Genomic DNA, 6,166 nt, shown 5'->3' with positions numbered 1-6,166 from the left:
CCCCGCTTTTCCCTCTTTCTTTCACCCCCCTTTTCTTTTTTTTTTGGGGTTTATCACCCCCCCCATACCCCCAACCACCGGCGCCGGGGCCGGGCGGGGGAGACCCTCCGTCCGGCCCTTGACGCACCGGCCGGTGACCGCCGACCATGCTCACCGTCAGTCGTTGTTAGCGTTAACAGCATTCCGGATCAGTGCCGACCCCGAGGACACCCATGAAGCTGCGCCGCCTCCCGGCCATCGCCGCCGTCGCCGCCGCCCTGCTGAGCGCCCCCGCCGCGCAGGCCGCGACCTACCCGGATCCCGGGTACGTGACCGGGGACATCGAGGCGGTGCACGACCCGGCGATGATCCGCGCGGCGGACGGCAGCTACCTGCTCTACTCGACCGACCAGTACCTGCAGATCCGCCGCTCCACCGACCGGATCCACTTCACGAAGATCGGCTCGGTCTGGCCGAACGGCGCCCCGTGGACCGCCCCCTTCACCGACCCGGCGAAGCCGGGCTACCTGTGGGCACCGGACATCTCGTTCCACAACGGCAAGTACTACCTCTACTACGCCGCTTCCTCGCTCGGCTCCCGCAACTCGGCGATCTTCCTCGCCACCAGCACGACCGGCCTGCCCGGCAGCTGGACCAACCAGGGCATCGTCATCCAGACCAGCACGAACAACGACTACAACGCGATCGACCCGAACCTGTTCGTCGACTCCTCCGGCCGCTGGTGGCTCAGCTTCGGCTCGTGGTGGACCGGCATCAAGATGATCCGGCTCGACCCGGTCACCGGCAAACGCAGCACGTCCGACACCGCATTGCGCAGCATCGCCCAGCGCACCGGAAGCACATCGGCCGAGGAAGCACCGTTCATCATCCAGCACGGCACCTACTACTACCTGTTCGTCTCCTGGGACCTGTGCTGCCAGGGCACCAAGAGCACCTACCGCGTGATGGTCGGCCGCTCGACGTCGATCACCGGCCCCTACACCGATCGCAACGGCGTCCGGATGACGGCGGGCGGCGGCACCCAGATCCTGGCGAGCCACGGCGCGGTCCACGGCCCCGGCCACGTCGCCGTCGTCCACGACTCCGACGCCGACGTGCTCGTCTACCACTACTACTACTCGGACGCGACGCCGCTGACGGGCAAGCTCGGCATCAACCTCATCGGCTACGACAACGCCGGCTGGCCGTACGTGTACTGACTTCCGTATAACGACCTATACCCCGTCCGACTCGGAGAGTCCAGCCATGCGGCGGTTCCTGTCCCTGCTCGTCACCCTGTTCGTGGCAACCGCACTTGGTACGGCACCGGCCTCGGCCGTCCCGGCGGCGCCGCCGAAGCACCAGGTCACCTTCGACAAGTACTCGCTGATGCTGGACGGGCGCCGCCAGATCGTCTGGTCCGGCGAGTTCCACCCGTTCCGGCTGCCGAGCCCGGACCTGTGGCGGGACGTGCTGCAGAAGATGAAGGCCACCGGCTACACGGCGGTCTCGATCTACTTCGACTGGAACTACCACTCGCCGGCGCCGGGGGTGTACGACTTCGCCGGCGTCCGGGACATGGACCGCGTGCTCGACCTCGCCGCCGAAGCCGGGCTGTACGTCATCGCGCGGCCCGGCCCGTACATCAACGCCGAGGTCACCGGCGGCGGCTTCCCGGCGTGGCTGAGCACCCAGGCCGGCCGGGCCCGCAGCGACGCGCCCGACTACCTCGCCGCGTCCGGCGAATGGCTGTCGCGGATCGACCGGATCATCGCCCGGCACCAGTACACCGACGGCCGCGGGCCGGTGATCCTTTACCAGATCGAGAACGAGCTGGCCGCCACCGGCACCGCGCAACGCACCTACATCGCCCACCTCTACGACAAGGTGCGCGCCGACGGCATCACCGTCCCGGTCTTCCACAACGACAAGGGCCGCAACGGCATCTGGGTGCCGCCGGGCTCCGGGGTGGCGGGCACCGTCGAAGGCAAGGTCGACCTCTACGCCTTCGACGGCTACCCCGGGGGCACCTGCCGGACCGACGCGACGCCGGGCAACCCGAATGCGGCCGCGGACTGGGGGACCTACGGGCCGGGCGGGGCGAAGGGTGGCGCGAGCGCGTCACCGGACACGCCGGGGTTCGTCGCCGAGTTCGGCGGCGGCTGGTTCGACTACTGGGGCAGCAACGGCACCTACCCGTGCACCGCGGTGCGGCAGGGGCCGGGCTACGAGCGCGTCTTCTACGGCACCAACCTGGCGAACGGCCTGACGCTGCAGAACTTCTACATGACCTTCGGCGGCACGTCGTGGGGCGGGCTCCCGGCGCCGGTCGTCTACAGCTCCTACGACTACGGCTCGGCGATCGACGAAGGACGGCAGCTGCGGCCGAAGGCGCTGACCATGAAGGAGATCGGGTCCTTCCTGGCCACTGTGCCGGATCTGGCCGAGCTGGACCGGGCCGCGCCGGTGACGCCGTCGTCGGCCGCGGTGAAGGTCTACCACAACGTCAACCCGGACACCGGGGTGCACTTCTACCTGCCGGTGCACTCGCCGTCGAACGCGACGACGGACGACTCCTTCACCTTCCCGCTGTCCACATCGGACGGTGACTACACCGTTCCGCTGCGGCTGGCCGGGCAGGACGCCAAGTACCTGGTCGCGAACTTCGACATCGCGGGCCAGCACCTGGTGTACTCGACGTCGGAGCTGATGGCCCGGGCCGCCGGCACCGTGCTGCTGCACGGCCGGCCGGGGGAGGACGGCGAGACGGTGCTGCGGTACGCGACGCGGCCGCGGGTGGACGTCCTCGCCGGGAACGTCACGAGCACCTGGTCGGGCCACGACCTGCGCCTGGACTACCGCCACGACGGCCTCGCGCGGGTCCGGATCAGCGGCGGCGGCCGCCCGGCCGTCACGCTGCTGCTCGCCGACGACGCGACCGCGGACACGTTCTGGCCGGTGGACGGCCTGCTCGTGCGCGGGCCGGACCTGGTGCGGACCGCCCACGCCGGGTTCGTGCTCACCGGCGACACCAAGGCCCCTCGCGACCTGGAAGTGTGGGGTGCCCGCGGTCCGCTGCTGTGGTGGAACGGCGCCCCGGTGCCGGTGCGGCCCACCGCGTCGGGCAGCGTGGTCGCGTTCCGGCCGTTGCCGGGACCGGCCGACCCGCGCCTGCCCGAGCTCACCGGCTGGCGCTCGGCCCCCAGCTCCCCGGAGGCCGAGCCGTGGTACGACGACTCGGCGTGGCCGCCGGCGGATCGGACGACGACGAACAGCACGACTCCGCCGCCGGCCGGGCAGCCGGTGCTGACCGCGGACGACTACGGCTTCGGCGTCGGCGACGTCTGGTACCGCGGGCGGTTCACCGGGACGCCGGGGGAGCAGCTCAGCCTCCGCTACGGCGGCGGGGGCGCCGGGATGCTCCAGGCGTGGCTGGACGGGCAGTACCTCGGCCAGCACGTCCTGCCGTCCGCGCTGGCCGCGCCGCCGACCACCGGCACCGCGGTGTTCACCGTGCCGGAGGGCCTGCGCGGCGACGGCCCGCACGTGCTGTCGGTGATGGTCCGCAACAACGGCCACAACGAAGACGGCGGCGTCAACGATGCGCACAAGGAGGGCCGGGGGCTGATCTCGTCGTCGCTGACCGGGGTGGCGTGGAAGCTGCAGGGCGGGACGGCGGACCCGGTGCGCGGCCCGCTGAACAACGGCGGGCTCGCGGGCGAACGCGCCGGCTGGCACCTGCCGGACTTCCCGGACCGCGCGTGGCCGCCGGCGGCGGTGCCCGCACCGGCGGCCGATCCGGGGACGACGTGGTACCGCACGACGTTCTCGTTGCGGATCCCGCGCGACCAGGACACCTCGGTGGGCCTGACGATCGGCGACCCGGCGAAGCCCCGCTCCGGCGGCCGCTACCGGGTGCTGGTGTTCCTCAACGGCTGGAACGTCGGCCAGTACATCGGGGACGTCGGCCCGCAGCACACGTTCGTGCTGCCGGCCGGGATCCTCGACCCGCACGGCCGCAACACGCTGGCGCTGGCGGTGACCAGCGACGGCGGCCCGGGCAACGGCCTGGAGAAGGTCGCGCTGACCGACCTGGGCACGGCTCGTGGAGGGGTCGCGGTCCGGCCGGTGTCGTCACCGGGCTGGCGGCGGTGAAAGCGCCTTACTGCGGGCGACGATGTGGCCCGCCTTGACGACCAGTTCGCGCGGTGGGCGCGTCACGACGGCGTGGGCCGGGGTCTCCGCGTCGATCACCACGAGGTCGGCCGGCGCGCCCTCGGCGAGGCCGTAGCCGGTCAGGCCGAGGGCTTTCGCGCCGCCGTAGGTGACGGCTTCCAGGGCGACTTCGATGTCCTCGTCGCGGCGGAAGGTGCTGCGGTAGGCCAGGTGCATGGCCCGGTCGAGGAGGTCGCCGCTGCCGTACGGGCTCCACAGGTCCCGGATGTCGTCGTGCCCGCAGGCCACGTTCACCCCGGCCGCGCGCAGCTTCTGCACCGGCGGGACCGGGAAGTCGAAGACGGCGGCCGTGGTGATCGTGATGCCCGCGTCGGCCAGCCCGGCGGCCAGCCGGTCCTGCGTCGCGGCGTCGGCCTGGCCGAGGGCGTAGGCGTGGCTGACCGTCACCCGCCCGGCGAGACCGGCCGCCCGGGTCCGGTCGATGATCAGCTCGAGCTCGAACACGCCGAGCGAGCCGGGGTCGTGCAGGTGCAGGTCGATCCGCACGCCGTGGCGTTCGGCGAGGCCGAAGACGACGTCGAGGTGGCGGACCGGATCGCGGTCCATCCCGGCCGGGTCGATCCCGCCGACGGCGTGCACGCCGAGCTTGATCGCCTCTTCCAGCAGCGCGGCCGTGCCCGGGTTGGCGAGGATGCCGCTCTGCGGGAAGGCGACCTGCTCCACGCTGATCCGCCCGGCCAGCCGCGCGGCGGCGTCGCGGACGACCTCGACCCCGGTGAGGCCGGTCCCGGCGTAGACGTCGGTGTGCGTGCGGACGTGCGTGGTCCCAGCGGCGGCCATGGTTTCCAGCAGCGCGCTGACGCGGGCGGGATCGGGCAGCCCGAGTTCGGTGCGGCGGAGGCGTTCGTCGGCGATCCGGTCGGCCAGCGCGGGCCCGGCGGAGTGCGGCCGCCACGGTCCGCCGTAGAGGGTCTTGTCGAGGTGGCAGTGCGCTTCGACGAGGCCGGGCAGGACGAGGCGGCCGCCGAGCTCGACCACTTCGACGTCCCCGGCGTCTTGGGTGTCGAGACCGGGGCCGATGGCGGCGATGACGCCGTCGCGGACGAGGAGGTCCGCGGGTCCGGCGGTTCTCCAGGGACGGCCGTCGCGCAGCAGAAGTCCGGGCATCGTCGCTCCTCACAGTCGGTTCCGAGCTTCACACACTTCGGTGCGGTTTGGGGGCCGCGGCAGCGGGGTAGAGGTGATCACCAACGCTGAACCCCGTGGAAGGAGCACCTCGATGAGCGCCCCCGACCTGCCCGCGATGCTGCTGACGGCGACGACCGCGGAGCCCCGCCCCGGAACGTTGCGGGTCACGGTCACGGGCGAGATCGACATGGCCACCCGCCCCCGCCTGGACGCGGAACTCGACCGCGCGGTGGCGTCGGCTCCCCGGCGGCTGGTGGTCGACCTGCTGGGCGTGGGGTTCTGCGGGGTGACGGGCGTGGCGTCACTGGGCCGCCTGCGGTCCCGCTGTGCGGAGCAGGGCATCGAGCTGGCCCTGAAGTGCTCGGTGGTGGTGCGGCGCGCCCTGGACCGGGCCGCGATCGCCCCGCTGTTCCGGATGGAGGGCCGGCCCGAGCAGCTCATCGCCCGGTGACGGACAACCGGCGGCGCTCCCGGGCTTCGGCGGTGGAACGCTCCGGCCGGAGCAGCTCATCGCCCGGTAACGGACGACCGGCGGCGCTCCCGGGCTTCGGCAGCTCATCGCGGCCCCCAGGATTCAGCGGCGGAACGCCCCGCCGGAGCACCTCACCGCCCGCCGAACGTCTTCGCCTCCTCGTCCGCCGCGGCCCACTCGCGGTCCGCCGCCGCCCGGTCGCCCGGTTCTCCGCGGCGGACCAGCGCCTCGGCGTGCCGGCGCCGCGAAAACACCACCGCCGGGGAGGAGAGCCGCCAGCTCCGGCAGCACCGTGAGCGTCGGCTTGCTCAGCTCCGCCGCCGTGCGGACCCCAGGAATGGCCGTGAGCGC

At 72.4% G+C, this 6,166-nt stretch carries 5 protein-coding genes; 3 read left to right on the top strand and 2 right to left on the bottom strand.

The window, feature by feature from the left end; genetic code table 11:
- Positions 1-212: 212 nt before the first annotated feature.
- Positions 213-1,199, top strand: coding sequence for an arabinan endo-1,5-alpha-L-arabinosidase (locus tag ACWEVN_RS45595; RefSeq protein WP_452055427.1), 987 nt, complete (start codon positions 213-215; stop codon positions 1,197-1,199).
- 46 nt (positions 1,200-1,245) lie between these two features.
- Positions 1,246-4,134 (top strand): beta-galactosidase, encoded by a 2,889-nt coding sequence (locus tag ACWEVN_RS45590; protein WP_452055426.1) that lies wholly within the window; start codon positions 1,246-1,248, stop codon positions 4,132-4,134.
- Here ACWEVN_RS45590 and ACWEVN_RS45585 read toward each other — a convergent pair.
- The gene (locus tag ACWEVN_RS45585) at positions 4,114-5,322 is read right to left on the bottom strand and encodes an amidohydrolase (protein WP_452055425.1); all 1,209 of its coding nucleotides are present in this window, start codon (positions 5,320-5,322) and stop codon (positions 4,114-4,116) included. The genes ACWEVN_RS45590 and ACWEVN_RS45585 overlap by 21 nt on opposite strands.
- A gap of 112 nt (positions 5,323-5,434) precedes the next feature.
- Between ACWEVN_RS45585 and ACWEVN_RS45580 the strand changes: the two genes are divergently transcribed.
- Entirely contained in the window at positions 5,435-5,794 is a 360-nt protein-coding gene (locus ACWEVN_RS45580; RefSeq protein ID WP_449687228.1) for an STAS domain-containing protein, read from the top strand.
- A gap of 152 nt (positions 5,795-5,946) precedes the next feature.
- Here ACWEVN_RS45580 and ACWEVN_RS45575 read toward each other — a convergent pair whose 3' ends face one another.
- Positions 5,947-6,072 carry a hypothetical protein gene (locus ACWEVN_RS45575; RefSeq protein ID WP_452055424.1) on the bottom strand — a complete coding sequence of 42 codons (126 nt, stop codon included), beginning with the start codon at positions 6,070-6,072 and terminating at the stop codon, positions 5,947-5,949.
- Between the last annotated feature and the right edge of the window lie 94 nt (positions 6,073-6,166).

This window comes from Amycolatopsis sp. NPDC003861, assembly GCF_053605405.1.
Note: the sequence above shows the minus strand (reverse complement) of the source record. Positions and strands in the feature narration are given on the sequence as shown.

What these genes read in the sequence shown, in the direction of transcription:
- ACWEVN_RS45580 (WP_449687228.1), top strand. Translation starts at nt 5,435, where the DNA reads ATGAGCGCCCCCGACCTGCCCGCGATGCTGCTGACGGCGACGACCGCG.
- ACWEVN_RS45590 (WP_452055426.1), top strand. Translation starts at nt 1,246, where the DNA reads ATGCGGCGGTTCCTGTCCCTGCTCGTCACCCTGTTCGTGGCAACCGCA.
- ACWEVN_RS45585 (WP_452055425.1), bottom strand. Translation starts at nt 5,322, where the DNA reads ATGCCCGGACTTCTGCTGCGCGACGGCCGTCCCTGGAGAACCGCCGGA.
- ACWEVN_RS45595 (WP_452055427.1), top strand. Translation starts at nt 213, where the DNA reads ATGAAGCTGCGCCGCCTCCCGGCCATCGCCGCCGTCGCCGCCGCCCTG.